The organism is Rossellomorea aquimaris (assembly GCF_020172085.1).
GTDB lineage: Bacteria > Bacillota > Bacilli > Bacillales > Bacillaceae_B > Rossellomorea > Rossellomorea aquimaris_E.
Genome location: NZ_JAIVAT010000001.1, coordinates 43,208 through 68,793 on the forward strand (window position 1 = coordinate 43,208; position 25,586 = coordinate 68,793).

Genomic DNA, 25,586 nt, shown 5'->3' on the forward strand with positions numbered 1-25,586 from the left:
TGGTTGAGGGACGGACCTTTGTTTTTGGTGATTATCTAAAGGCAGGGCCGCCTTGTTGTTCGATGTCAGAAGGGACGTTTGAGAATTTCTTGAAGTTCTCGTTGAATTTGTGAGCAAGTTCTTTTGCTTTCCCTTCATAAGCCGCTTCATTTGACCAAGTCTTCTTAGGTTGAAGAACTTCGTCCGGAACACCAGGAACATGAACCGGGATATTCAGGCCGAAGATTTCGTCTGTAGCAGTTTCTACATTCGTCAATTCGCCTTCAAGTGCTGCCTGAATCATGGCACGAGTGTAAGAAAGCTTCATACGGTTCCCGACGCCATATTCTCCACCAGTCCAGCCAGTGTTCACAAGGAATACCTGTGCATTGTGCTCATCGATCTTCTTGCCAAGCATCTCTGCATAGCGAGTAGCAGGAAGTGGCAGGAACGGTGAGCCAAAGCAAGTAGAGAATGTGGCTTGAGGTGAAGTGATGCCGCGCTCAGTGCCAGCAAGCTTCGACGTATATCCGCTTAAGAAGTGATACATAGCCTGTTCTTTTGTCAGCTTGCTGATCGGAGGTAATACCCCGAATGCATCAGCCGTTAAGAATACGATCGTATTTGGGTGGCCTGCAATACTTGGCTCCACGATGTTATCCATCGCTTGAAGAGGGTATGCAGCACGTGTATTTTCTGTCAAAGTGTTATCATCATAATCCGGGATGCGGGACATGTCATCAAGAACAACGTTTTCAAGGACTGAACCGAAACGGATGGCATCGAAGATCTGTGGTTCTTTCTCACGTGTGAGACCGATGCATTTTGCGTAGCAGCCGCCTTCGATATTGAATACTCCGTTCGGGGACCAGCCGTGCTCATCATCACCGATCAAACGGCGGTTTGGATCCGCTGATAAAGTCGTTTTACCAGTACCAGATAGTCCGAAGAATAATGCGACATCGCCTTCACGGCCGACGTTTGAAGAACAGTGCATAGACAGGATATCGGATTCAGGAAGTACATAGTTCATAACAGAGAAGATGGATTTCTTCATTTCACCGGCGTATTCCGTCCCACCGATCAATACGATTCTCTTCTCGAAGGAAACGATGATGAACGTTTCAGAGTGAGTTCCGTCGACTTCAGGATCAGCCTTGAAGTTCGGAGCTGAGATGACAGTGAATTCCGACTGGTGACCTTTTAACTCTTCTGTTTCCGGGCGGATGAATAATTGGTGAGCAAAAAGATTATGCCATGCGAATTCATTGATCACTTGAATCGGCAGTCTATGTTTAGGATCGGCACCTGCAAATCCTTTAAAGGAGAAAACCTCTTCTTTTTCTTTTAAGTATTCGATGACTTTCGTATATAATTTATCGAATGATTCCGAAGAAATCGGCTGATTCACAGAGCCCCATTCGATCTTATCTTTCGTTGATGGTTCTTCAACAATAAATTTATCTTTAGGCGAGCGTCCTGTGTATTTACCAGTTTCTGCTCTGACTGCTCCAGATGATGTTAAAACGCCTTCATTTCGTTGAAGGACCTTTTCGACTAGTTGAGAAACAGATAATTGTTCCTGAATGTTTTGACCGTTAAGTAATTCTGTTAATTCATTAGACATGCTCACTGAATTCATTCGAACCCTTCCTTTATATAAATTTATTTATCGCTTACTTCACAAAAATAGTATAACACAATCAAGCTATTAGTCTATACTATTTATTTAAATTTATAATGTGTCTTCATTTTGTCACATTTTTTATCCAAATACAGCTTGTTTCTTCTTATATATATGAAAAGGACAAAAGATTGTTTAGCCTCATTGACTAATTAGGTTACAAAACCGATTAAGATAGGCGGGGAGTTGGTTAAACCTGTCATTCGAAAAAAGTTGACACCCTTTGTCCTAAACGTTATCATTGTTCCTTGAACGGATACTCTTATCCTGAGCTGGTGGAGGGAGCAGACCCTATGAAACCCAGCAACCTGCTAAATAGTGTAAGGATCTTCTTCTTTGAGTCGATCCGATTAAGCGAAGGTGCTAAACTGAGGCAAGGTCTCTAAAACCTTGAACGATAAGAGAGAAAAGGCGCGGCTATGATCTGAAACCTTTCCTCTGAAGCTTTTTCCTGAGGAAGGGTTTTTTCTGTTTATAGTGGACCACATGCACATAAATCATGATTTATTGATAAAAGAATCATGTTTACTTCATACTACTTAGGGAAATGAGTACCGTATCTGTTTACTTTTTGTCGGAACTGTTTCTGACAAATATGCTTAAGGAGGAACCTTGATGTCAACTAAACGTCGTCTGTTTACATCTGAGTCCGTAACTGAAGGACATCCAGATAAAATTTGTGACCAAATTTCTGATTCAATTCTTGATGCAATTCTTACAAATGATCCGAATGCACGTGTGGCATGTGAAACTTCCGTCACAACGGGTCTTGTGCTTGTTGCTGGTGAGATTACTACGAATACGTATGTCGATATTCCGAAAATCGTTCGTGAAACGATCCGTGAAATCGGATATACTCGTGCAAAATATGGATTTGATGCTGAAACGTGTGCGGTACTGACTTCCATCGATGAGCAGTCTGCTGATATCGCTCAAGGTGTGGACCAGGCACTTGAAGCCCGTGAAGGTCAAATGTCAGACGAAGAAATCGAAGCAATCGGTGCTGGTGACCAGGGGCTGATGTTCGGATTCGCTTGTAATGAAACGAAGGAGCTAATGCCTCTTCCGATTTCTCTTTCTCACAAAATTTCTCGTCGCCTGACAGAAGTTCGTAAAGAAGAAATCCTTCCTTACCTTCGTCCAGATGGTAAAACGCAAGTTACCGTTGAATACGATGAAAACGATAAGCCGGTTCGCATCGACACAATCGTTATCTCTACTCAACATCACCCGGAAGTGACGCTTGAGCAAATTCAGCGTAACCTGAAAGAATATGTCATCGATCCTGTTGTACCGAAAGAACTGATCGATGAAGAAACAAAATACTTCATCAACCCGACTGGCCGTTTCGTTATCGGTGGACCACAAGGTGATGCCGGATTAACTGGCCGTAAAATCATCGTTGACACATACGGCGGATACGCTCGTCACGGTGGCGGTGCATTCTCTGGTAAGGATGCAACAAAAGTGGACCGTTCAGCGGCTTATGCAGCACGCTATGTAGCGAAGAACATCGTTGCGGCAGGACTAGCTGAAAAATGTGAAGTTCAATTAGCCTATGCTATCGGGGTTGCACAACCAGTATCCATCTCTGTAGATACATTCGGAACAGGCAAAGTATCAGAAGACGTTTTAATTGACGTTGTTCGTAATAACTTTGATCTGCGTCCTGCAGGAATCATCAAAATGTTAGACCTTCGTCGTCCGATTTACAAGCAGACAGCTGCTTACGGACACTTCGGCCGTAATGACCTTGACCTTCCTTGGGAGCGCACAAACAAAGCAGAAGCATTGAAAGCAGAAGCTTTGGCTGAATAAGAAATGATTGAAAAGACCAACACTTTGAGAGGTGTTGGTCTTTTTTGGTGGTGGGGAGGCGTGACGAGGGTTGGAGTACGGTGAGGTGGCGTGGAGTTCCGAGGTGCGAAAATGGTCGATATTGGTCGAATGGCAGATATATCTTCATTTTTGGCAGATAAAACAGAAAAACAGCAGATAAAACATATTTTAGGCAGATATGTTCTCAAACCGGCAGATAAATTCCCAAAATGGCAGATAAATCCCCCACCCGGCACCCAAACTCAGAAACCGGACCATCCATGCAAGAAAATATACCATGAGTAATCCATTAAAGGATGGGGTATCCCAAGTATAGGAAGTTAAAACGGTTTGATATTCTTATAATACTGTCCTTTTTCTGCGTATTCCCTGGAAATGCGTTTCATCTCACTTATATCGTGTTCGTTAAGCTCCCTCACGACCTTAGCCGGTCGACCGAATGCGAGTGTATTCGGCGGAATGACCTTCCCCTGGGGAACAAGGCTTCCTGCTCCGATAAACGCTCCTTCGCCGATTTCGGCATTATCGAGGATGATCGATCCCATACCGATCAATGCCTTTTTTCTGATCTTGCAGCTATGTAGAATCACACCATGGCCAACGGTCACCTCATCTTCAAGGATAAGAGGGTTATTTGGACTCTGATGGAGAATGGAGTTATCCTGTATATTGACTTTATCACCGATTTTAGTGGGAGCAACATCCCCCCTGATGACGGTATTGAACCAGATACTGGACTCCTCACCGATCTCTACGTCTCCGGAGATGGTCACATAATCCGCAATGAAAGCGGACTCCGCGATGATCGGTTTTTTATCGAAATATGGATAAAGCATTTTTTACTACCCCTTTCAATAATATTTATTATAATAATGGTAGCAGAATTCATTCAATGAGAGAACTACAAAGGAGGATTTGTCATGTGGAAATGGGAATCAGATCAAGAGGCAAAGGCAGTCATCGTCATCGTTCATGGCGCTATGGAACATCACGGCAGGTACGGCTGGCTCATTGAAATGTGGCGTGCAGCAGGCTATCATGTCGTCATGGGAGACTTGCCCGGTCAGGGGATGACGTCCCGGAGCCAAAGAGGACACATTGATTCCTTTGATGAGTATATAGTAGAAGTGAAGGATTGGATCCAGGCAGCGTATCAATTCGAATTGCCGGTCTTTGTGATCGGTCACAGTATGGGTGGTCTTATTACGGTGCGTTTGCTGCAGGAATCTCATGTGAACCTGGCGGGTGTGGTTTTGTCATCACCATGCTTAGGGTTGGTCACAACTCCTGCCAAACCGATCGAGCTTATGTCCCACGGATTAAATAAAATCGCTCCCATGGTGAAATTTCCATCAGGATTAACGGTCGATATGGCAACAAGAAATGCAGATGTCCGTGAAATTGACAGCAATGACACACTTTATATCACCAAAGTGTCGGTCCGTTGGTATAGGGAGCTTTCCCAAGCGATTAAATTGGCCTATACAAACCTTGAAAAAATGCCTGATTTGCCACTTCTCGTGCTGCAGGCAGGTGACGATAAAATCGTGGATAAAAAAGCCGTGAAAAAATGGTTCAATGAATTGTCATTATCTGAAATGCATTACAAAGAATGGCCGAAATGCTATCATGAAATCTATAATGAACCTGAAAGAGAAGAAATATTTGAGTACTCCAAGAACTTCATAGAAAGTCGATTGAAAGCGCTGGGATACATTTTGTAAAAGAGGTGATGGAATTGTCGATACCAAGTGATCCCTTTACATTAATGACAAGAGTATACCGCACTGTATTTCCAATCGTGCACAGAGAATTAGACGGATGGAAGGAGCGGGCTGAAGGGATACCCAATCAGGAGCTTAGAAACCAGGCACTTGCGAGCATCGAGCATAAAACGTTCCACTGCGAGGGAGGATCGATTCTTTCCCTCCTTGCCCTGGACCAGAAAATAGAGACAATCCGTTTCATAGTCGCCTATCAGACGATAAGCGACTATTTGGACAATCTATGTGACCGCAGTGTTTCCCTGGATCCAGAAGACTTTGCCCTTCTTCATCAGTCCATGAAAGATTCATTGACAGTGGGGGCAGAGCCTGTAAATTATTATGCTTTAAGAAAAGATCAGGATGATGGGGGATATCTCAGAGATTTAGTCCTGTCCTGTCAATCCGTTCTCGCAAAGTTAAGTCACTATGACAGTATCAAGAAGGACCTCCTGGAATTGTGTGAGTATTATTGCGATCTACAGATACATAAGCACGTGAAGGAAGAGGAGAGGGTGGAAAGGCTCCAGGACTGGTTTGAAATCCACCGTCCCAACTTGCCTGACATGAATTGGTACGAGTTCTCCGCCTGCTCGGGTTCGACCCTCGGAATCTTTTGTTTAGTATCATACGCTTGCCGCCGGGACTTCCAGCCATCGTACACAGAGACCATCAAGAGGGGATATTTTCCCTACATTCAAGGCTTACATATCCTTCTTGATTATTTCATCGATCAAGATGAAGACCGGCAGGGAGGGGATTTAAACTTCTGCTTTTACTATGAAGATGAAGAGCATCTAAAAGAGAGGCTCCTCCACTTCCTGCAGAAAGCCGATGAACATACCGGTGAGCTTCCCCATGCTCACTTTCACCGCTTAATCAATAAAGGACTCATTGGAGTCTATCTATCGGACGACAAAGCAGCGAAACAATCAAACGTCCAATCCTTCTCCAAACAATTCATCGGAGAAGCAGGCTGGATCACCCGATTCTTCTACATGAACGGGAAAATCTACCGCAAATGGAGAAACCGCAAAAGAACATCCTGAATAGAGTGAGAAAGAGGGACGACCTTCGAAATCATTTCGAAGGTCCGTCCCTTATTTTGTCTTTTTTATCAAACTATAGTTGGACAAATATCTTCTATTAACGACCATTAATGTCATATTTATACATAAATTTTTTGTTGCTTTTTCGGGTTTAGAGTCGATAGTCCTTTATTTTGAATTTCAAAAAATAAACCTTTTTGACTAAATATGCATTATTTCGTAATACTAAATAACTATTTGTTATCTGAAAATATTTACTTTTCAGAATACTAAAGTATATTGTAATTAGTTTGAAAATTTAGTACATATTTTAAGGGGGAATCATGTTTGAAATCTCGTAAAATGTTGTCGATGGCCATGGCTGCGGCTCTAAGTGTAGGGGCATTTGCTGTACCTGCATCAGCTGCGACCGTAGGACCTGAGAATGTGTTAGCAAAGCCAACGGTGAAATATGACCATAAGCATGGAGGGGCTTTCGATTTAGGTATTGCGAATGATGAACGCCTGATCGAAATGCTGAAGAAGGAAGGTAAAATCAAGAAAAATGCGACACCAGCAGAAGCTCAGAAAGGTTTGCAAAAGTTCTTGAAAGCAAAAATGGATTCTGCTGAAAAACAAGCAGATGAAGGCGACCTTCAAACGGAAGAAGTAAAGACGAAAGAAAAGCTTCAAAAAGCCATGAAAAATAATAGTGTTACCTCCGGGAAAGGGAATAAGCTAGGACACGCTAAGAAGAATTCTCCAGATCCGGTGAAAGAAGAAGCATATGACGGTGAAAAACGTACGGATGAAGTATTGGTACTTCTCGTTGATTATCCGGACAAGCCTCATAACTCCATGACCGAAGATGAAACGGATATGTATTATGATGGGGACGATGCATACTCACGCGAACATTATCAAGACATGCTATTTGGAACAGGCGGTTGGAAAGGTCCTGATGGCAAGACTTATGTTTCGATGAAGCAATACTATGAACAGCAATCTGGTGGAAGCTATTCAGTGGACGGTAATGTTGCGGGCTGGTACACAGCAAGTAATCCGGCAGCTGCCTATGGTGGTAATGATCCACAGCCAGACGGAAGCGACGTAAATGCACGCGGCCTGATCAAAGAAGCTCTTGCTCAAGCAGCAGCTGACCCGAACGTTAACCTTGCAGACTATGATAAATGGGATCGTTACGATCTTGATGGTGATGGGAATTACCTAGAGCCAGACGGACTTGTCGATCACTTAATGGTCATTCACTCAGGTGTTGGTGAAGAAGCTGGCGGTGGATCTTTAGGATCTGATGCTATCTGGTCTCACCGTTGGAACCTTGGTGGAATTTTTCCGATTGCTGGATCTCCTACTCCAGAAGTTGACTATTGGGGACAAGGTACAATGTACGCATATGATTACACAATCGAACCTGAAGACGGTGCAGTCGGTGTTATGGCCCATGAATTTGGACATGATTTAGGACTTCCTGATGAATACGACACCCAATACACTGGTACTGGTGAACCTGTGAGCTACTGGTCCATCATGGCAAGCGGAAGCTGGGCTGGAGCGATTCCAGGTACAATGCCTTCTGGATTCAGTCCATACATGAAAGAAATGCTGCAGGCTTCTGCTGTAGTGGATAATGAAGGTACGAAAGGGAATTGGCAAACTGGAAGTGAGTACAGCGTAGAAGACATTACACGTAAAGGAACTGAAGTCCTTTTAGATGAAGCAGCAACTAAAGGTACCAATAACGATGTTGTAAAAATTGATCTTCCTCAAAAAGAGGTACAAGGCATTATGCCAGCATTTGGAGAAAAGTACTACTATAGTACAAAGGGAGATGACCTTAATACATCTCTAGTTTCTCCTGAATTTGATCTAACGAATGCAACAAACGCTACATTCAGCTTCAAAACGTTATATGATGTTGAGTACGATTACGATTTCCTTCACGTTACGGCTACAACGGATAGCGGTGAGGAAGTTGAACTGGACACGATCGGTGACGATGATACGGATGGAGATGCTCGTGCTGAATCAACTAAAGGTGAATGGGTTGATAAGTCTTACGATTTAAGCCAATTTGCCGGTCAAAAAGTAACACTTACATTCAATTACGTTACAGATGGCGGCCTTGCTCTTGATGGCTTCGCATTAGATAATGCCACTTTAATAGTTGATGGAAATGTCGTGTTTGAAGATGGCGCTGAAGGCGACCCTCAATTTAAAACGGAAGGTTTCGAAGTATCAAACGGAATTTCCCTGAAGGAGCACTACTACCTGCTTGAATGGCGCAGTCACAACGGTGTCGATGAAGGTCTTGCCAACATCCGCCGTGGTGCAAGCTTAATGCAATTCGATGACGGTTTGGTTGTATGGTATGTAGATAAATCATACAGCGATAACTGGACAGGAACTCATCCTGGAGACGGTTTCGTTGGGGTTGTCGATGCAGACCAAAAAACAAACTATTGGAGCGACGGATCAGTTGGATCTACACGCTACCAAGTTCACGATGCGGCATTCAGCCTAAACAAATCAGAAAAAATGTTCCTGGATTACTCTGAATTACTGGGACTGACGATGAAAGATAACCATACTAAACGTAATCCACTATTCGACGATAGTAAAGATTACAGCAACAAGGGTATGGTAGACGCTGGACGTAACGTACCGAACTACGGATTAAAATTCCGTGTTACTGGCCAAAGTCATGACGGTTCAGTCGGTAAAGTTTTAATCTACAAGAAATAATTAAGCAAAGGGTGACGGCGATTCGGCCGTCACCCTTTAAGCATGTTAGTGGACATTTTTTTCATCAGAATTGATAATAATACACACATCAATTAAAGGAGATGTCCATTTTGAAGCTAAGTGTCTTAGATCAGTCACCGATTGCAGAAGGAATGAGCCCTCAAGAGGCTTTACATCATACAGTAACATTAGCACAGCATGCAGAGAAATTAGGGTTTGAACGGTTCTGGGTATCAGAGCATCATGATTCCACGGGACTTGCCGGTTCATCACCGGAAGTGTTAATTGCTCATCTTGCTCAAAATACGTCAAAGATCCGAGTAGGGTCTGGAGGCATCATGCTTCCCCATTACTCTTCATACAAAGTAGCGGAGAATTTCCGATTGCTGGAAGGGTTGAACCCGAATCGGATCGATTTAGGATTGGGGAGGGCACCTGGAGGGATGCCGATGGCTACGATGGCCCTTCATGACGGGAAACCACGGGATGTGAATCGCTATCCAGAACAGATCGATGATCTCCTAGGCTATCTCACGGATTCCTTACCTGATGGTCATCCGTACCAGGGTTTAACAGCTGCACCTTTGATCAAGACGATGCCGGAAGTATGGATGCTCGGTTCAAGTCCATCCAGTGCGATGCTGGCAGCTCAAAAAGGACTGCCATACACATTCGCTCAGTTCATCAATGGGGAGGGTGGACCACAATATACTCAAGCCTACCGAAATAACTTTGTTCCCTCGGAGTACTTGAAAGAACCGAAGAACATCGTGGCCGTATTTGCCATCTGTGCAGAGACGGATGAGGAAGCAGAAAGAGTCGCATCGAGCTTGGATCTTTCAATCCTGATGATCGAGCAAGGCATGCGCTCGAACGGAACGCCAAGCCCAGAAAAAGCGGCTGCCTACCAATACACTCCATTTGAAGAAATGAGAGTGCGTGAAAACCGCAAGCGGATGGTGGTCGGAAATCCGAAAAAAGTGAAAGAAAAACTTCTTGCACTCAGCGAACAGTACCAAACCGATGAAATCATGCTCGTAAGCATCACCCATGACTTCAAAGACAAACTCAAATCATTTGAACTCATCGCAAACGAATTATTATAAAAAATAGGGACGGACCTTCTCAGAGGTCCGTCCCTATTTTTTATCTCTTCTCCAACGCTACAATGAATGGAGGATTGTTAAGCTGGTTCATGAATTGATAACGAAGGACATGAACGTAGTTTTGATCCAATCGTTCAACGTAGCGGAGAATGTAATCCCGTTCTACCGCGCCTTCTGGATGTCCATGATAAATCACGAGAACAAGGATTCCTTCAGGTGCCATCATTTCTAGAATTTGATTCAGAGCAAGTATCGTCGTTTTTGGACGGGTGACGATATCTTTGTCACCGCCTGGTAAGTATCCAAGATTAAAGACTGCTCCCGTCACTTTCCCATGATGCAATGGGGGGATGACGTTCATGACGGTCTCGTGTCCCTGATGAAAAAGGGTCACGCGGTGGGCAAGATCATGGGTATTGAGCTGTTCCCTGGTGTTTTCAATGGCTTCTTCTTGAATATCAAAACCATATACACGACCGTTTTCTCCAACTAAGCGAGCGAGGAACAGGGTATCATGCCCATTTCCAAGCGTTGCGTCTATGGTAATGTCTCCCGGTTTGACAGCTCTTTCTAACAGCTGTCTTGCGAAAGGTAGTATTCGATCTAATTTCATGCTTTCACATCCACTTTATAAAATTTTCCCTGCCAGCTGTCCCGGCGTTTCAGTTCATCGTCAATGGCGTTGAGTACGCTCCATTTATTCACACTCCACATTGGTCCGATCATCAGGTCGATAGGTCCGTCCCCGGTTATGCGGTGTACGATCATCTCGGGCGGGATGACTTCCAATTGGTCACAGACGAGTTTGACGTAGTGGTCAAAATCCATGAAGTCCACCAGTCCTTTTTCGTATTGCTTGACCATGGGTGTACCTTTTAATAAGTGCAGGAGGTGGATCTTGATTCCTTGGACGTCAAGTCCCGCTACCTCACGTGCCGTTTCCATCATCATGTCCTCATTTTCCTGGGGAAGTCCGTTAATAATATGGGAGCACACACGAATTCCGTGTCGGCGCAATTTATTGACACCATCAACATAACATTGATAGTCATGCGCCCGGTTGATCAAGCCTGCTGTTTTTTCATGAACGGTCTGCAGACCCAGCTCCACCCATAGATAGGTTCTTTTATTCAATTCAGCCAGGTACTCGACCACGTCGTCTGGAAGACAATCGGGGCGGGTGGCGATGGAAAGACCGACGACTCCTTCCTGATGAAGGACGGATTCATACTTTTCCCTTAGCACATCAACAGGTGCATGCGTGTTTGTGAATGCCTGGAAATAGGCCATGTATTTTCCATCTTTCCATTTTTGATGCATTCTTCCTTTTATGTCATTAAACTGCTTTTCCAGGGGATCGACCCTGCTTCCGGCGAAATCTCCTGATCCGGCGGCGCTGCAAAAGGTACAGCCGCCGTGAGCAACCGTGCCGTCACGGTTAGGGCAGTCGAAGCCGCCATCTAAAGCGACCTTAAAGACTTTATGTCCAAAATGATTTCTCAAATGGTAGTTCCACGTATGATATCGTTTTAAATCTGTGGCATATGGAAATGGGTTTGTCCCGATGACAAACACCTCCTAGCTTTCAATGTGTTAAACGGTATGTAGGTCGTTCAAAAAGATTTTATCATGAACAGGGGGACAAATGTATCCTGCGAAAGGAAATAGGCGAAGATTACCACTTCTGAAACGGACAATCGGGTTCAAACTAAGAGGGAGAGGAGCTAAGGATGGGTCCTTTCTCTTCTTTATTCCAACCATCAAGGAGGTAGTCGTAATGGCAACCAGAAATTCAATGGATGAATGCATTCAAAAGTGTGAAGATGCCATTCGTTACGCTCAAGAACAATATAAATCAGGGTCGCAGCAGGAGCATTATCATGATGTGGAGTACACGAAAGCCATGCAGCAGTTAGAAGAAGCAGTCAACGACGTGGCTCACATGGCGAATAGTGCAAACTCACAACAGCGTGAACAACTGCACCGCATGAGACTTCAGCTTCAGACTTTACAGAATGAAATGATTTTGTTAGATCATGATCCAAATGTCGTGGGAGGTAAATTACATTGAGTACACGCTCTGATCAAAACAACCCTGAACAAAAGACCCGTAGTGATTTCCGAACCATGGATACAGAATTCGGTGCAGAAAACAACCCGGTCAAAGAAGCCAAAAAGCGCTACGAAAAACAGGGTCAACCTGTTAAATCCGACCATCACAACGGTAAATGATCGTCATGAACCAGGTGCTCATTATGAGTGCCCGGTTTTTTTATTTTTTCAAGAAATAATTCTTGCTCCCGTTCACCAAAAGGAGTAAAATCCTTTTGGGACTCGAAATAAAAGAGTGGAAAGGGGGCAGAGTGATGCCCAAATCTTTATGGCTGCTAGTCATTGGAATGATGGTGAATGTGACGGGAGCTTCTTTTTTATGGCCGCTCAATACCATCTATCTTCATGAAAATTTAGGAAAGTCACTATCTGTGGCGGGAATTGTGCTGATGATGAATGCAGGCGCGAGTGTCATTGGAAATCTGATTGGAGGAACATTGTTCGACCGTTTTGGTGGATATCGTTCCATTCTATTAGGGATTTCCATTACATTATCCGCCCTGATCGGAATGAACATTTGGCACGGCTTTTCTTTCTATGTTGTCTTCTTGACGATTGTTGGATTTGGCTCAGGGATCGTATTTCCTTCCATGTATGCCATGGCAGGTTCTGTTTGGCCGGAAGGTGGAAGGAAAGCATTCAATTCTGTCTATGTCGCTCAAAACATTGGAGTTGCTGTAGGAGCTGCCTTGGGCGGTTTCGTCGCTTCATTCTCCTTTAACTATATATTTTTAGCGAATTTGAGTATGTATATCGTCTTTTTCTTGATTGCAATGTTTGGCTATCGGAACATTTCCGTTGCTGGTCACCAAACGTCGGTGCTGAATGAATCGAAGGTGATCAAGGATCGCTCGAAACTAAAGGCTCTTCTATTCATTTGTATCGCCTATTTATTATGCTGGGTGGGCTATGTGCAGTGGCAATCCACTATTGCAACGTATACGCAGGAAATCAATATTTCCTTGAAACAATACAGCTTATTGTGGACGATCAACGGTGCACTCATCGTTCTGGCACAGCCGCTTTTATCAAAAGCCATCAAGCGATTCGAAAACAATTTAAAGCTTCAAATCATGATCGGGACTGTCATTTTCATGATGTCGTTCGGTGTGGCATCGATGGCTGATCAATTTCAATGGTTTGCTATGGCCATGATCATTTTGACCATTGGTGAAATGCTCATTTGGCCTGCGGTTCCAACTATAGCGAACTCACTTGCCCCAAAGGGAAGAGAGGGGTTCTATCAAGGAATCGTCAACAGTACTGCCACGGGCGGAAGAATGATCGGTCCGTTCATCGGAGGAGTACTGGTGGATGTATTCAGCATGCAGGTGCTGTTCATGACGTTGATCGCTTTCTTTGTCGTTTCATTATTGATCACCAGTCAATATGACCGGCCATTGAGAAAGAAAAATGCCGTTCCCGTTTCGGCTCAACAATAAAGAAACCCCCAATGAAAATTCATTGGGGGTTTTTCTCCATATAAAAAGGGCTCCCGTTTCCTACGGAAGCCCACTTGCAAAAAATTGAGGCGGTGGATCAGCAAACGCCACATCGTTTGTTGTCACTAGGACGTGATCCCCGACTTACACAATTCAGCTCATCGCTATAATAGAATAGCATAGGACTTTTAAAAAAACAAGCCAATTTTAAAAAAACTTCGGATTGGTCATGTGTATGAAAGAAGAAAGGTGCCCGTATCGATGAAACAAGACTATAGAGAAATAGGAATGAAAATCCGAATGGGACGCAGAACCATTTCTACATCATTTCTTTAGCCAGTACTTCAACAGTGGACCGCTATCCCCAAATACAGGATCTAATGATGGAAGGGGTACGTTTTTGATGTCAATCAACACACTGGGTCTTTCACGCAATGATCCTTTCTTTACATTATATTCGTCTCCATTTGGATAGGCGCCTGTGACTTTAAAATCGTGACTTGCGTACAATCTCTTATGTCCCGTACCGGCAGGGAGGATGATCACATCACCTTGCTGGACCGTAACATGTTCTCCCATCTCCCCGCCTAATTGAACGTTTGCTTCACCTTGGATGACAGCCAATGCTTCATGAGTATTGCTATGGTAATGATGATAATCATATATGCCATTCGTCCAGCTGTTCAGCCATTGATTCCGGTTGAATGTCTCTTCTGCTTCAGCAGCTTGATCCAGGGCGTTCCGGTAAATGATTACGGGCAGGTCAGGGTTATTCGGGATGATTCCATCGTCTTCGAAATAGAATAGTTTCAATTCTGCGATTTTCATCCTTTCATTCCTCCATTCATTGTTAAGAAGTTTCCCTAATACCTCATGCATTAAACCGATTTTGAACTGGTAATTGAAATTATTGGCAGAAAGGAATTCTTTTCACAATGATGTGGAATGGATGTGCTACTATAAAACTATATGTTCTCTTGCAAAATGGAGGAGGCAATGGGAAATGAGCAGTTTATTAAAGCAGGTATCCGTGGACATGATTGAAATCATTCTTGAGAACGCTTTCGAATGGTTGGTTGTCGTTGATAATGAAGGCATCATCATTTACATAAATGACAATTATTGTCGCTTCCTTGAGGTAGAAAGGGAAAAGGCGATCGGTTCACATGTGACGAAGGTAATTGAAAACACAAGAATGCACGTAGTTGCTGAAAGTGGGAAGGAAGAGGTTGCTGATCTTCAGTACATTAAAGGGAATTACATGATAGCCAATCGAATTCCGATCTCTGTACACGGAAAGGTGATCGGCGCATTCGGATCCGTCATCTTCCGGGATACGAGTGAATGGATGCAAATGAGCTCACATGTGAAGAACATGATGTCGAAGATTCAAAGTTACATTCAGGATATCAACACCGGTGTGAAGTATTCACTGAATGATATCATCGGTGACTCACCCGGCATGAATGAATTGAAAGACAAAGCGAAAATGATTGCACCGAGTGATATTTCCATCCTGATCAGAGGGGAAAGCGGAACGGGGAAAGAACTGTTCGCCCACAGCATTCACCAGCTGAGTGAGAGGAGCGGCCAGCCTTTCATCAAAGTGAACTGTGCAGCGATTCCGGAGCATCTACTGGAATCAGAGCTTTTCGGTTACGAGGAAGGAGCCTTTACCGGGGCGAAAAAGGGCGGCAAGAAAGGGAAGTTTCAGCTTGCCCACAAGGGGACTCTGTTCCTTGATGAAATCGGTGATATGCCTCTGAATATGCAGGCGAAGCTTCTAAGGGTATTGCAGGAAGGAGAAGTCGAGGCGGTCGGCTCCACCCGTATAGAGCATGTAGACGTCCGGATCATTGCGGCAACGAATCGTCCCCTAGAGAAAATGATGGAAGAAAAGCGATTTCGGAGTGATTTGTATTACCGGATCAATGTCGTCCCGTTTCAGATTCCTCCACTTCGAGAGCGGAAGGAAGATATTGAAAGCCTGGCGTCCTTTTTTCTGGATAAATCAACAAAGTCTTCGGGGAAGCGGATCAGTGATTTTGAGCATGAAGTGATGCAAATCTTTCTTTCATACAGCTGGCCGGGAAATCTTCGGGAATTGGAAAACGTCATCAATGCATCGACGTATTTGTCAAATGGAAGCAAGATTGCACTTTCATCCCTGCCATCTTATATGAAGGCTGGAAATGTTTATGATGTGGGATCAAAGACATTGAAAGAAATCCTGGAGGAAACAGAGAAATCCGTCTTATCCCAGAGTCTACAAACCCATCAACAGGACAAACGAAAGGTCGCTGAGTCACTGGGGATAAGTAAATCAAGCATGTATGAAAAGTTAAATAAGTATGAGCTTTTATGATAGGTTGGGGAGTCCGGAAATGTGGAAAACAGTCCATGATTCCGGACTGTTTTTGTGTATGAGGAATCATGACCATTTTGTGTCTAAATTGCCTCTCTTGTCCGGAAATTCGGAATGTGAAAAAATACATATTTGAATTTTCAGTAATCTGAAAGTTGGCACGAATTTTGCATGTATGTAATTGGAACAGATTTTTTAGAAAGGGGAGCGTGCGTGTTAACAAATAAAATGTAAGCGTAACCACTTTTAGAGAACAAAGGGGGAAATATCATGTTAAGCATGATCGGTCTGATTGGAGGACTCATATTATTAATCTTTTTAACGATGAGGGGGATGAATATCCTGATTGTTGGCCCCATATCGGCATTATTCGTTGCGTTATTAAGTGGAATGCCACTCTTTCCGCAATTAGCCGGTGAGGGGGAAGCCAATCTCGTAACGAACTATATGTCAGGATTCACAAGCTTTGTTGCTGCCTGGTATCTGATGTTCTTACTGGGGGCTGTATTCGGAAAGGTAATGGAAGACAGCGGAGCAGCAGATAGTGTCTCCCGTTTTGTAGTAGAGAAATTAGGGATGAAATACGCTGTGTTCGCCATTGTACTCGCGTGTGCGGTGTTGACATACGGGGGAGTCAGTCTCTTCGTTGTCGCATTCTCTGTTTATCCTATGGCTGTAAGTTTATTTAAACAAGCCGACCTGCCGCGTCGCTTCATCCCGGCAGCATTGGCATTCGGTTCGGTCACATTTACCATGACCTCTGCCGGTTCACCGGAAATCCAAAACTGGATTCCGATTGAATACTTAGGCACAACACCTTATGCAGGCTGGGAAGTCAGCTTGATTGTTGCTGTGTTTATGGCTGTATTTGGCTACTGGTGGTTAAAACGCATGATCACAAAAGCCGTCAAAAAAGGAGAGAAGTTTCACTCTCGTGAAGAAGATCCGGTCATTGATGAAGGAAGACCATTACCAAATCCTTTCATGGGCTTGATTCCATTACTGGTTGTACTCATTCTGGCTTTTTCATTCCATGATTCTTTAAAGCAATCTGCCTTGATCATTGCCCTATTAGGTGGAGTGATTTCAGCTTATGTGTTGAATCGTAAATATTTCAAAGGCTTCTGGGGAGCTGTTTCCGAAGGAACGGTAGGAGCATTGATCGCCATCGGGAATACAGCGGCCGTGGTTGGCTTCGGTGGGGTTGCCAAAGCTGTACCAGCCTTCAGCACAGCAGTTGATGTCATGACGAATATTCCCGGTTCACCATTGATCGGTGGAGCCATCGCCGTCAGTGTCATTGCAGGTATGACCGGTTCCGCATCGGGTGGTCAGGCAATTGCACTGCCAATCCTTGCTCCGCACTATGTAGACATGGGTGTAAACCCCGAAGCCCTTCACCGGGTTGTCGCGATTTCTTCCGGAGCGCTCGATTCACTGCCTCACAATGGATATGTGGTAACGACAATTCGTTCGATCTGTAATGAAACCCACGGTGAAGCGTATGGGGCAGTTGGTGCGTTGACCGTCATCGTACCTCTTCTCGGATTGGCATTGGCGATTCTATTATTCACCTTAGGAGTAGGGATATAAGAAAGGAGCCATCATGGTAGAAAATAAAGTAGTGTTTATAACTGGGGCAGCTCAGGGAATCGGCTACCAAATCGGTAGGGAATTTGCCGCAGGAGGAGCAAAAGTCGTATTAACCGATCTGCAGGAAGATACCGTTCAAGAAGCAGCAGATGCCCTAAATGCAGAAGGATTAGAAGTTCTTGGTTTGCGATGTGACGTAACCTCCGAAACGGAACTAAAAGACGCGATCACCAAAGCAGTGAATCACTATGGAAAACTGGATGTTTTGATTAACAATGCCGGGCTCCAATATGTATCACATATTGAAGAATTTCCGACAGAAAAGTTTGAGCTGCTTGTAAAGGTCATGCTGACCGCGCCGTTTATTGCGATCAAGCATGCTCTTCCACATATGAAAGAACAAGGAGGGGGTCGGATCATCAACATGGCGTCCATCAATGGGTTGGTCGGCTTCTCCGGCAAGGCAGCCTATAATTCTGCGAAGCATGGAGTCATCGGACTGACGAAAGTGGCAGCCCTGGAAACAGCAGAGTACGGTATCACCGTGAATGCAGTGTGTCCGGGCTACGTGGATACGCCATTGGTACGGAATCAACTGGCGGACCTTGCCAAGACTCGAAATGTACCTTTTGAGAAAGTGATCGAAGAAGTCATCTATCCTCTCGTCCCGCAGCGAAGATTGTTGGATGTGAAAGAGATTGCTGACTATACCATGTTCCTGTGCAGTGATGCAGCGAAAGGGATCACGGGTCAGGCAGTCATACTGGATGGAGGGTATACGGTTCAATAGGTTTGGGATGGGAACGGCCTTTTAGGGGGCCGTTTCTTTATTTGGGGAGAGGGAGGTTGGGTTGGGAGAAAATGTATATTGGCTGGATTTTCGATGGAAACGGCCGGATACTCTTCGTTTTCGGCTGGAAGATTTGTCAGATCGGCTGGATTTTCAACATCCAGGACGACATTCCTACCTGTCACCTCCTCCAAATGACAAAAATCTCATCCAATAACCAATAATAGGCTTGCGCTTCTGTATATTTTTCACTAAAATAGTGAATACATATAATGTTTATCTATATTGAAACGTTGATCAGGAGTAGTAATGACGGCTTTCTGTCGTAGAGAGTTGACGGGTGGTGAAAGTCAACCAGAAGCATCATGAACTCGCCTGCTGAGTTGCAAGTGTGAACCAACAGTAAGACTTGCCGTTTTCCGCGTTAAGGATGAATGAAGCTGAGTGCGCGTACACTAATGTGGGTGGTACCGCGGGAGAATGTACATACAAACTCTCGTCCCAAATATTTATTTGGGATGAGGGTTTTTTTATTTATTTTTTTATGAAAATTAAAGGAGGATCTCAATATGAGTTTTAATCATAAAAGTGTTGAGACGAAATGGCAGCAGTATTGGGAAGAAAACAAAACGTTTAAAGCAACAGAAGAAGAAGGGAAATCCAATTTCTACGCGCTGGATATGTTCCCGTATCCATCAGGCGCAGGTCTTCACGTAGGACATCCGGAAGGGTTTACGGCAACTGACATCCTTTCCCGCATGAAGCGCATGCAGGGATACAATGTCCTTCATCCGATGGGCTGGGATGCATTCGGTTTACCGGCAGAGCAATATGCCCTTGATACAGGGAATGATCCTGCGGAATTCACTCAAAAAAATATCGATACGTTCCGTCGCCAAATCAAATCACTAGGATTTTCGTATGATTGGGACCGTGAAGTCAATACGACAGATCCCGGCTATTACAAATGGACGCAATGGATTTTCACGAAACTTTATGAAAAAGGATTAGCTTATGTGGATGAGGTTGCCGTGAACTGGTGTCCGGCCCTTGGTACCGTTCTTGCAAATGAAGAAGTCATCGACGGGAAGAGCGAACGCGGTGGTCACCCGGTAGAACGCCGTCCGATGAAACAGTGGATGTTGAAGATCACGGCTTATGCCGATCGCCTTGTTGAAGACCTTGAAGAGGTTGACTGGCCGGAAAGCATCAAAGATATGCAGCGTAACTGGATCGGCCGTTCTGAAGGGGCAGAAGTGAATTTTGCCATCGACGGCCATGACAAATCATTCGATGTGTTCACGACGCGTCCTGATACGATCTTTGGTGCGACATATGCGGTTCTTGCACCGGAGCATCCGTTCGTTGCGGAAATCACAACGGACGAACAACGCACGAAAGTGAATGAATACATCGACAAGATCAAGTCGAAGAGCGATCTTGAGCGTACAGACCTTGCAAAAGAAAAAACGGGTGTCTTCACAGGAGCTTATGCGATTAATCCTGCCAACGGTGAGAAAATGCCGATCTGGATCGCTGATTATGTTCTGATGAGCTACGGTTCCGGAGCGATCATGGCGGTTCCTGCCCATGACGAACGGGATTATGAGTTTGCGAAAGAATTCGATCTTCCAATCGTGGAAGTTGTGGCTGGAGGCAATGTTGAGAAAGAAGCATACACAGGTGACGGAGATCATGTAAATTCCGGTTTCCTTGATGGACTTGGAAAGGAAGAAGCGATTGCCAAAGCCATTTCATGGTTGGAAGAGAAGAACATCGGAACGAAGAAAGTGACATACCGCCTTCGCGACTGGCTATTCAGCCGCCAACGTTACTGGGGGGAGCCGATTCCAGTCATCCATTGGGAAGACGGTACGACCACGACTGTTCCTGAAAGTGAGCTTCCTCTTGTCCTTCCGAAGACGACTGAAATCAAACCATCTGGAACAGGTGAATCTCCACTTGCGAACATCAGTGAATGGGTGAACGTCGAGGACCCTGAAACAGGTAAAAAAGGCCGTCGTGAAACGAACACGATGCCACAGTGGGCGGGAAGCTGCTGGTACTACATCCGTTATATCGACCCACATAACGAAGGTGCCCTTGCCGATGCGAAGAAAATGCAGGAGTGGCTGCCGGTCGATACGTATATCGGTGGAGCCGAGCATGCGGTACTTCACTTGCTGTATGCGCGTTTCTGGCATAAGTTCCTTTATGATATCGGCGTAGTTCCAACGAAGGAGCCGTTCCAAAAGCTATTCAACCAAGGAATGATCCTTGGGGAAAACAACGAAAAAATGAGTAAATCAAAAGGGAATGTCGTGAACCCGGATGAAGTTGTTGAATCTCACGGTGCCGACACCCTTCGCCTATATGAAATGTTCATGGGACCACTGGAAGCGTCCATTGCATGGAGCACAAACGGTCTTGATGGAGCACGTCGTTTCCTTGATCGTGTATGGCGCCTTCTTGTCGAAGAGGATGGTTCATTATCCTCTAAAGTGACGGATGCACCGAACAGTGACCTTGATAAAACGTATAACCAAACCGTTAAGAAAGTGACGGAAGACTATGAAGGACTTCGTTTCAATACAGGAATTTCCCAGCTGATGGTATTCATCAATGATGCCTACAAAGCGGAAACCCTTCCGAAGGAATACGTAGAAGGCTTCATCAAGCTTCTAGCGCCGATCGCTCCTCATATGACAGAGGAACTTTGGAGCAAGCTTGGTCACGAAGGAACAATCTCCTACGAAGCATGGCCGACATTCGACGAATCGAAGCTTGTGGACAACGAAGTCGAAATCGTCCTTCAAGTGAACGGTAAAGTGAAAGCCAAAGTCATGATCCCACGCGACATGACCAAAGATGACCTAGAAAAAACAGCGATGGAAAACGATGAAATCAAAACACAAATCGAAGGCAAAACCATCCGCAAAGTCATCGCCGTACCTGGCAAACTAGTCAACATCGTCGCCAACTAATAGAGTGTTTGAGGGACGGACCTCGAAATGAGCCTGTTTTGGAGCGGAAATCGCTTTAAATCAACATTTCGGTGAGGTCCGTCCCTCTTTATGGCCTTTTATGGATCCCATGTTTTTGTTCTGGGGACAGGCTTTGGTATAATCTTGGTGAATGAATAAATGAATGATGAAAGGACGTTGAGAAGAATGGATGCTATTAAAACGATTACGACGGATGAGTTGGAGAAGAAGTTAAAGAATGGAGAAGATCTGCTATTGGTGGATGTTCGTGAAGATGAAGAAGTGGAAGAGGGTATGATTCCAGGAGCGAAGCATATCAAGATGGGTGAAATCCCTGAGTCACTTGACCAGTTTGATAAGGGTAAAGAGTATATTTTTATCTGCCGTTCAGGCAACCGCAGCGGAAATGTTGCTCACTACATGCAGGAACAAGGGTATAAAGTGGTGAACATGGAAGGCGGCATGATGAACTGGGCTGGGGAAACTGCAGCGAAGAAATAATGAGTTTTTTAGTGGGAAAGCACATCCTTTTTTTTAAAAGGGGTGTGCTTTTTTGTGTGTTTAGTGGAAAGCGGGTTGCAATTGGCTCTCTTTAAAGCGGGATGTGGTTTGTGAAGGGGATTTATCAGCGGAATTTTCATTATAACGGCGAAATCCGAAATATATCAGCGAAATTTTCATTATAACGGCGAAATCCAGAATATATCGGCGAAATCCCAAATTTAACGGCGGAACGCCAAAAACCAAAACTCACTCCCTCACCCAATGTTTAAAAACAAACTATTCTGACAATACTGCTAACAAAAACGATCCGGGAGGGGACTCTATGATCCAAGTAAAAGTCTTTGACTACGAACATGAAAAAGATTTAGAGAAAGATATGAACCATTTCCTCAGCAAAATGGATGATAAAAAGATTGTCGATATTAAATATCACGTAGCAGCGATGTCGGAGGAAGTAGAGGACCAGATCTACTGTTTCTCGGCCATGGTGGTATATAGAAAATAAAAAGGTTGATCACTCACAAAGGAGGATCAACCTTTCTTTTTGCCTATCAGACCTTCGCTGCATTGTATCCGGCAAGCCGTCCGGTGACGAGTGCAGAGGTAATATTGTAACCACCTGTGTATCCGTGGATATCAAGCACTTCCCCGCAGAAGAACAGGCCGTTCATTTTCTTGGAGGCCATCGTTTTCGGCTCGATTTCTTTGACGGAAACCCCGCCGCCGGTTACGAACGCTTTATCGATGGATAATGTTCCGTTCACATTGAAGGTGAACTGTTTCAACAGTTTTGCAAAGAAGCGGATCTTTTCAGAAGAGATGTGATCGCCTTTTTCATCGTGATCAATTTCGGCACGGTCGAGTAAGAATAATAGATATCTCTCAGGTACAAGACCCTTGAAAATATTCTTAGCCGCTTTCTTCCCATCTTCCTTCACCTGTTTATGAAGAGACTGGAATAGCTGTTCTTCATTTTGATCCGGCATGGAGTCAATCTGCATAGCCACGTGTGTCAGATTCCATTTCTTCATGGCCTTCACCACATATTGACTGCATCGCAAAACGGCTGGTCCTGAAATGCCCAGATGAGTGAAGATCATATCCATCCGATGAGTAATGATCTTTTTACCTTTGGGATTCAGTACGCTTAAATCCACGCTGCGTAAAGAAAGCCCCTGAAGCTCTTTCTTCTTCACGAAAGGCTCGTCCGACGTAAGGGGAACTTCTGTCGGAAAAAGGTCCGTGATCGTATGCCCGGCCTTCGTGGCCCACGGATACCCATCTCCCGTCGATCCCGTGTGAGGGACGGACTTTCCGCCGACGGCAATCACGACAGCGTTAGCAAGAATGGTTTCTCCATCTTTTAAAAGGATTCCCGTGGTTTCGCCGTTTTCGTACAGAACGTCTTCAACGCTCGTGCTTGTCCTGGTGTCGACCTTCAATTCCTTCATGCGCTTCAGAAGTGCTTCCACCACATCCATGGCCCTGTTCGAAACAGGAAACATCCGTCCGTGATCTTCCTCTTTTAGCTGAATTCCAAGATTCTCGAAGAAGGAGATGATATCTTCATTATTAAACTCGGAAAACGCGCTGTATAAAAAACGCCCGTTGCCCGGGATATGTTTAATGATTTCCTCTACAGGAAGCCGGTTGGTCACGTTGCAGCGGCCGCCTCCTGAAATGGCGAGCTTTCTGCCTAGTTTTGTACCTTTATCTACAAGGAGGACTTTCGCACCGTTTTCTCCGGCTGCAATACTGGCCATCAAGCCTGATGGTCCTCCGCCTATGACGATGACGTCGTATTTCTTTACCATTTTTTTCACCAACTTTACCTATTCGCTTCTCAAAAGAAGTTTCACCTTATTTTAAATGGGATAGGTTTTAAATACAACATTCGAAAAAAATTGTCATTCGAATCGTACAGTAGTAAACTACTGATAGTGTGTAAATTTCGAGTTCGAATTTATTTTGTTTGTTTAACGGGCAACAAGATATATAGAGAGGGATACTATGTCATCTAAATTAATAAGAGGAACGTTTATCTTAACGTTAGGGACCTTTATTTCTAAGTTTTTGGGTCTTTTTTATGTTATACCGTTTGATGATTTGTTAAAAGGTCATGAAGAGGGGGCATCCCTTTATCAATATGGGTATGTGCCTTATACGATCTTTCTGACCGTAGCGACTGCGGGGGTGCCGCTGGCCGTTTCAAAATTCGTTTCAAAATATAATGCCATCGGGGAATATGCCGTAGGGCGGAAGTTATTTAAGTCCGGACTGGTGCTGATGACGCTGACGGGGGTCGTGTCCTTCCTCATCATGTATGCATTCGCACCGATTTTCGCCGAAATGACGATCAAAAGTGATGAGCAGGTCATTTCCGTCGCGCAGGTGACGACGGTCATCAGGGCCGTGAGTTTTGCCCTGATCATTATTCCTTTCATGAGTTTGATCCGGGGATTCTTCCAGGGTCACCAGTCCATGGGGCCGACGGCGGTTTCCCAGGTCATTGAGCAAATCGTCCGAATCGTCTTCCTTCTTGGCGGAATTTATGTTGTATTGAACATACTGGATGGGACCGTTACAACGGCGATTTCCGTAGCAACCTTTGCAGCGTTTGTAGGGGGGCTTGCGAGTCTTGGGGCATTGATCTGGTATTGGTATAAGCGGAAGCCTCATTTAGATGAGCTCCTTGAAGAGGACAAAGGGAATGAAGAAATCTCGTTAAAAGCGATGTACAAAGAAATCATTGCCTATTCGATTCCATTCATATTCGTAGGACTGGCCAATCCATTATTCCAACTGGTGGATCAGATCACCTTCAATACCGCTATGGCGGATATCGGAAATGCGAAAATTTCCGATCATGCGTTTGCCGTATTGAACTTCTATACGCATAAGCTCGTGATCATTCCTGTATCGCTGGCAACCGCCTTTTCGATGACGCTTATTCCGTTGATCACAACATCTTATACGAGCGGTGACCGGAAAACGATGCGCAGGAACATTGACCAGACGTTTCAGATTCTGTTGTTCCTGACAGTACCGGCCGCTTTGGGACTTGCCTTGTTAGCGGAGCCGATGTATACGTTGTTCTATCATAGTGACGCTTTGGGAACGTCGATTTTACGATCATATGCGCCAGTTGCGATCCTGTTTGCACTATTTGCGGTTACGGCAGCGATTCTTCAAGGGATTGATGAGCAGAAATTCACGATTTTCAGCTTACTTGTCGGCTTGCTTCTGAAGCTTGTCCTGAACATCCCGCTGATTCGCCTGTTTGAAACCCAGGGAGCCGTGCTTGCGACGACGATTGGATATACAGTGGCGATCCTGATCAATCTCTATGTGATAAAAAAATATGCGAGATATCAATTCCAATTGATTTTAAGAAGAACGATGTTTATCGGAGCGTTGAATGCCGTCATGGCTGGGGTTGTACTGGTACTTTACAGCATACTGGTCAAATTTCTCAGTCCAGAATCAGGCTTCCAATCAATTATCCTAGTGGCAATCTGCGGCGGGGTAGGAGCTCTCGTTTACTTCTACTTGAGTATGAGAAGTAAGCTTGCAGACCGGCTGTTCGGTGATAAAATCACGAGGATCCGCAGTAAGCTGCGTATAGGGTAGGGGA

General features: G+C 44.7%; 22 protein-coding genes, 1 riboswitch and 1 other annotated feature. Of the genes, 16 read left to right on the forward strand and 6 right to left on the reverse strand.

Annotated elements, in window-relative coordinates; genetic code table 11:
- Positions 1-31: 31 nt before the first annotated feature.
- On the reverse strand, positions 32-1,621 hold the full coding sequence (pckA, locus tag LCL96_RS00325; protein ID WP_224939509.1) for a phosphoenolpyruvate carboxykinase (ATP): 1,590 nt from the start codon (positions 1,619-1,621) through the stop codon (positions 32-34).
- A 301-nt stretch (positions 1,622-1,922) separates the two neighbouring features.
- Positions 1,923-2,067, forward strand: a riboswitch (SAM riboswitch).
- Positions 2,068-2,278: 211 nt separating this feature from the next.
- Here pckA and metK point away from each other — a divergent pair.
- Positions 2,279-3,481 (forward strand): methionine adenosyltransferase, encoded by a 1,203-nt coding sequence (gene metK, locus LCL96_RS00330; RefSeq protein WP_224939510.1) that lies wholly within the window; start codon positions 2,279-2,281, stop codon positions 3,479-3,481.
- A gap of 341 nt (positions 3,482-3,822) precedes the next feature.
- Here the strand turns inward: metK and LCL96_RS00335 are convergent, their stop codons facing one another.
- Positions 3,823-4,338: a gamma carbonic anhydrase family protein gene (locus LCL96_RS00335; RefSeq protein ID WP_224939511.1), complete on the reverse strand. Its 516-nt coding sequence runs from the start codon at positions 4,336-4,338 to the stop codon at positions 3,823-3,825.
- A gap of 84 nt (positions 4,339-4,422) precedes the next feature.
- Between LCL96_RS00335 and LCL96_RS00340 the strand changes: the two genes are divergently transcribed.
- From LCL96_RS00340 to LCL96_RS00355, 4 genes are all read left to right on the forward strand, one after another.
- Complete coding sequence (locus LCL96_RS00340) at positions 4,423-5,226, forward strand: alpha/beta hydrolase (RefSeq protein WP_224939512.1); 804 nt, start codon at positions 4,423-4,425, stop codon at positions 5,224-5,226.
- A 14-nt stretch (positions 5,227-5,240) separates the two neighbouring features.
- Positions 5,241-6,314 (forward strand): tetraprenyl-beta-curcumene synthase family protein, encoded by a 1,074-nt coding sequence (locus tag LCL96_RS00345; protein WP_224939513.1) that lies wholly within the window; start codon positions 5,241-5,243, stop codon positions 6,312-6,314.
- Between the two features lie 327 nt (positions 6,315-6,641).
- A complete protein-coding gene (locus LCL96_RS00350) occupies positions 6,642-9,056 on the forward strand; it encodes an immune inhibitor A domain-containing protein (RefSeq protein ID WP_412103502.1) in 2,415 nt (804 codons plus the stop codon).
- 101 nt (positions 9,057-9,157) lie between these two features.
- Positions 9,158-10,162 (forward strand): LLM class flavin-dependent oxidoreductase, encoded by a 1,005-nt coding sequence (locus tag LCL96_RS00355; protein WP_224939514.1) that lies wholly within the window; start codon positions 9,158-9,160, stop codon positions 10,160-10,162.
- A 40-nt stretch (positions 10,163-10,202) separates the two neighbouring features.
- Here the strand turns inward: LCL96_RS00355 and LCL96_RS00360 are convergent, their stop codons facing one another.
- Together LCL96_RS00360 and LCL96_RS00365 are read right to left on the reverse strand one after the other, a co-directional pair.
- Positions 10,203-10,775: a class I SAM-dependent methyltransferase gene (locus LCL96_RS00360; RefSeq protein WP_219170524.1), complete on the reverse strand. Its 573-nt coding sequence runs from the start codon at positions 10,773-10,775 to the stop codon at positions 10,203-10,205.
- Positions 10,772-11,737, reverse strand: a complete 966-nt coding sequence (locus LCL96_RS00365) for a TIGR01212 family radical SAM protein (RefSeq protein WP_224939515.1) — start codon at positions 11,735-11,737, stop codon at positions 10,772-10,774. The genes LCL96_RS00360 and LCL96_RS00365 overlap by 4 nt, the downstream gene beginning before the upstream one ends.
- Positions 11,738-11,939: 202 nt before the next feature.
- Between LCL96_RS00365 and LCL96_RS00370 the strand changes: the two genes are divergently transcribed.
- The 3 genes from LCL96_RS00370 (at position 11,940) to LCL96_RS00380 (ending at position 13,716) form a co-directional block, all read left to right on the forward strand.
- Positions 11,940-12,233: a YtzC family protein gene (locus LCL96_RS00370; RefSeq protein WP_224939516.1), complete on the forward strand. Its 294-nt coding sequence runs from the start codon at positions 11,940-11,942 to the stop codon at positions 12,231-12,233.
- Entirely contained in the window at positions 12,230-12,394 is a 165-nt protein-coding gene (locus LCL96_RS00375; protein ID WP_224939517.1) for a glycogen biosynthesis protein GlgD, read from the forward strand. Before LCL96_RS00370 ends, LCL96_RS00375 begins: the two co-directional genes overlap by 4 nt.
- A 134-nt stretch (positions 12,395-12,528) precedes the next feature.
- Positions 12,529-13,716 (forward strand): MDR family MFS transporter, encoded by a 1,188-nt coding sequence (locus tag LCL96_RS00380; RefSeq protein WP_224939518.1) that lies wholly within the window; start codon positions 12,529-12,531, stop codon positions 13,714-13,716.
- Between the two features lie 324 nt (positions 13,717-14,040).
- Here the strand turns inward: LCL96_RS00380 and LCL96_RS00385 are convergent, their stop codons facing one another.
- Positions 14,041-14,544, reverse strand: a complete 504-nt coding sequence (locus LCL96_RS00385) for a cupin domain-containing protein (protein WP_224939519.1) — start codon at positions 14,542-14,544, stop codon at positions 14,041-14,043.
- A gap of 175 nt (positions 14,545-14,719) precedes the next feature.
- Here LCL96_RS00385 and LCL96_RS00390 point away from each other — a divergent pair, with 175 nt between their 5' ends.
- From LCL96_RS00390 to LCL96_RS00420, 7 genes are all read left to right on the forward strand, one after another.
- Positions 14,720-16,081, forward strand: a complete 1,362-nt coding sequence (locus LCL96_RS00390; protein ID WP_224939520.1) for a sigma-54 interaction domain-containing protein — start codon at positions 14,720-14,722, stop codon at positions 16,079-16,081.
- A gap of 270 nt (positions 16,082-16,351) precedes the next feature.
- Positions 16,352-17,674 (forward strand): GntP family permease, encoded by a 1,323-nt coding sequence (locus LCL96_RS00395; protein WP_224939521.1) that lies wholly within the window; start codon positions 16,352-16,354, stop codon positions 17,672-17,674.
- 13 nt (positions 17,675-17,687) lie between these two features.
- Entirely contained in the window at positions 17,688-18,464 is a 777-nt protein-coding gene (locus LCL96_RS00400; RefSeq protein WP_224939522.1) for a 3-hydroxybutyrate dehydrogenase, read from the forward strand.
- Positions 18,465-18,520: 56 nt separating this feature from the next.
- Positions 18,521-18,688 carry a hypothetical protein gene (locus LCL96_RS00405; protein WP_224939523.1) on the forward strand — a complete coding sequence of 56 codons (168 nt, stop codon included), beginning with the start codon at positions 18,521-18,523 and terminating at the stop codon, positions 18,686-18,688.
- Positions 18,689-18,748: 60 nt separating this feature from the next.
- Positions 18,749-18,971: a binding site (T-box leader), on the forward strand.
- A gap of 62 nt (positions 18,972-19,033) precedes the next feature.
- A complete protein-coding gene (leuS, locus tag LCL96_RS00410) occupies positions 19,034-21,448 on the forward strand; it encodes a leucine--tRNA ligase (protein WP_224939524.1) in 2,415 nt (804 codons plus the stop codon).
- A 186-nt stretch (positions 21,449-21,634) separates the two neighbouring features.
- The gene (locus tag LCL96_RS00415) at positions 21,635-21,949 is read left to right on the forward strand and encodes a rhodanese-like domain-containing protein (protein WP_224939567.1); all 315 of its coding nucleotides are present in this window, start codon (positions 21,635-21,637) and stop codon (positions 21,947-21,949) included.
- Positions 21,950-22,274: 325 nt separating this feature from the next.
- Positions 22,275-22,457 carry a sporulation protein Cse60 gene (locus tag LCL96_RS00420; RefSeq protein ID WP_034765594.1) on the forward strand — a complete coding sequence of 61 codons (183 nt, stop codon included), beginning with the start codon at positions 22,275-22,277 and terminating at the stop codon, positions 22,455-22,457.
- Positions 22,458-22,503: 46 nt separating this feature from the next.
- Here the strand turns inward: LCL96_RS00420 and LCL96_RS00425 are convergent, their stop codons facing one another.
- The gene (locus LCL96_RS00425) at positions 22,504-23,766 is read right to left on the reverse strand and encodes an NAD(P)/FAD-dependent oxidoreductase (protein WP_224939525.1); all 1,263 of its coding nucleotides are present in this window, start codon (positions 23,764-23,766) and stop codon (positions 22,504-22,506) included.
- Positions 23,767-23,962: 196 nt separating this feature from the next.
- Here LCL96_RS00425 and LCL96_RS00430 point away from each other — a divergent pair, with 196 nt between their 5' ends.
- Entirely contained in the window at positions 23,963-25,582 is a 1,620-nt protein-coding gene (locus LCL96_RS00430; protein WP_224939526.1) for a polysaccharide biosynthesis protein, read from the forward strand.
- The last annotated feature ends 4 nt before the right edge of the window (positions 25,583-25,586 follow it).